Origin of the sequence: Paenibacillus arenilitoris, assembly GCF_014705655.1 — a bacterium.
GTDB lineage: Bacteria > Bacillota > Bacilli > Paenibacillales > Paenibacillaceae > Pristimantibacillus > Pristimantibacillus arenilitoris.
The window spans coordinates 1-2424 of the sequence record NZ_JACXIY010000076.1 but is presented as its reverse complement, the minus strand read 5'-3'; the positions used below and the strand labels follow the sequence as shown (position 1 = coordinate 2424).

General features: G+C 53.7%; 2 protein-coding genes. Both read left to right on the top strand.

Annotated elements, in window-relative coordinates:
- Positions 1 to 139: 139 nt before the first annotated feature.
- Entirely contained in the window at positions 140 to 1627 is a 1488-nt protein-coding gene (istA, locus tag IDH41_RS30965) for an IS21 family transposase (protein WP_190868217.1), read from the top strand.
- A 2-nt stretch (positions 1628 to 1629) separates the two neighbouring features.
- On the top strand, positions 1630 to 2355 hold the full coding sequence (gene istB, locus IDH41_RS30960) for an IS21-like element helper ATPase IstB (protein ID WP_190868215.1): 726 nt from the start codon (positions 1630 to 1632) through the stop codon (positions 2353 to 2355).
- Positions 2356 to 2424: the final 69 nt, after the last annotated feature.

Below are 2424 nucleotides of genomic sequence, written 5' to 3'. Positions count from 1 at the left end.
TGTTTATTGCATACTAAAAGTGCCGAGTGTTGCAGCGTAAAAATGCTCAAGTAACGGCAAAGAAAAAGAGACACTTGCCAGCACCCTATTATCCTCCTATCGTTAGGTTTGCGAGAACTGACGAAGGAGACTGGAAGGAATGCTGAAAATGCCTCAACAAGAGTATATCAAATTTCTACGTGAAGCAGAAGGACTATCGGTGAGCGACATCGCTAGACAGGTGGGTGTTCACTGGAGAACAGCCAAGCGATATGCGGATCAGAGTGATTGGAACAAACGACTTGGTAAACGCAAGAGCAGTAGCCCGGTGATGGGGCCATATATGGAGATTGTGGATGCTTGGCTGGAAGAGGATCAATTACTCCCGCGCAAGCAACGGCACACCGGCGTCCGGATCTTTCAGCGCTTGCAAGCAGAGTATGCGTTTACCGGTGGTCAACGGACGGTCCTCTCTTACGTCCAACTGCAGAAGAGCAGAATGGAGTTGGAGCGCGCGAAGACGTACGAGCGACTTGAACATCCACCAGGAGAAGCGCAAGTGGACTTTACCACGATGCAAGTCAGTCGCGATCAGCAACTCATGACCTACAAGCTGCTCGTCGTCTCCTTTCCATCCAGCAACACGGCGTTCGTCTATCCAACACCGGCGGAGAACCAGGAATGCTTCCTTGAAGGGATGAAGCAATGTTTTCAGCAGATGGGCGGCGTTCCGCGGCGAATTTGGTTCGACAATCTTTCGGCCGCAGTCGTCCACATTGAGAAGCATGGCGAGCGTCAGCTCACAGAGGGCTTTCAACGATTTTGTGCGCACTACCGGATGGAGGCCGTATTCTGTAATCCATACAGTGGTCATGAGAAAGGACATGTAGAGAGCAAGTGCGGCTATGCCAAGCGTAACTGGGCGGTACCGATTCCGCCTTTCGAAGGTCATGAACAACTGGCCGCGCATTTCGCCGAACAAGCGCGGCAGGACCGCGAGCGATTGCACTATGCCAAGGGCGTCCGCATTGCCGAACTATGGGAGGCCGACCGCGCACAACTGCTGACATTGCCAGGAGAAGCCTACGAACCGTTCCGACTGAGCGCATCGGTCGTAAACAAATACGGCGAGATTCGATTTGAAGGCGCCACTATCCCGCTAGTTGGTCTTGTTTCGCCAGGTAGCGAAGTCCTGATCCAGACTTTCTGGGACCGACTCACGATCTTGACGAAGGAGCATGAACTGGTGCGGGAGGTGCCGCGTCCGTATACCGGCAGAACAGCCGAGGTGCCGTGGGGGCAAGTCTTCGCTAACCTGCTCCGAAAGCCGCGCAGCGTGGGCCACTCGCAGTTCATTCGGATGCTGCCGGGGGTCGTACAGGGTTATGCCAGTGTTGCTGACCTTGCCTTACGTAAGGAGCGGTTGCAAGCGCTAGCGCATTGGTGCGGCGTTTACTCGATCGCGCAGATCGCCGAGGTACTGACGACAGCATCCAGCGAAGCTACGGTCGCGCAATTAACGGCAGCACTCGGACTCGTGCAAGCAAACCGCGACATACCAGCAGCGTGGAGCGAAACGTTCTCTCCGCCAGGCACCCAAGCCACGGTAACGCTACAGCAATATGATCGACTAATGGGAGTGAGCTGACGATGAAACCGGAACTGGCAGACCTGTGCAGACAACTTCGATTGGCGCACGTAGTCGATTATGTGGCGCAGCAACAAGATGAGCAGACACAAGCCCTTGTCGAGCAATTGCTGATGGCGGAGCGCGAAGGACGCAGGCGGGCCCGGCTAGGGAAACTCGTGCAACAGGCTGGCTTCCCGCACTTGAAAACCTTTGATGGTTACGTTCGGGAGCACATTTCATTTCCCGCCGCTTGTACGCTCGAGACGTTGCTCGATATGAGATGGTTAACGCAGCGTGAGAACTTGCTGCTAATGGGGGCGGTCGGGACAGGCAAGACGCATATGGCGACTGCGCTTGGCGTAGAGGCGTGCAGAAGAGGACATGCCGTTCAATTTTTTCGAGCTTCCGATTTAGTGGCGCTCTTGCAGGAGAAGTTTGCGGCAGGCATGCTTAGTCGCTTTCGGGAGAAGTTGAAGAAGATGGATCTGATAATCTTGGATGAAGTGGGCTATGTCCCGTTTAACCAAACGGGCTCAGAGTTGCTGTTTAACGTAATTGCCGATTGCTACGAACAGCAGAGTGTGATCGTCACATCCAATCTGGAGTTCGGTCAATGGACCTCGATTTTTGGGGACACGAAACTGACGTCTGCTTTGGTAGATCGCCTTGTGCATCACGCACATATTCTTTCATTCACCGGCGATAGCTTCCGGCTCAAGCAAGCGATGGAACGTATACCGCAGTGACAATTCAACTGGCGAGTGGACTTGGCATTTTTCGCAGCAAGTTTAAGCATTTTTCGCTTGCAAAAAACA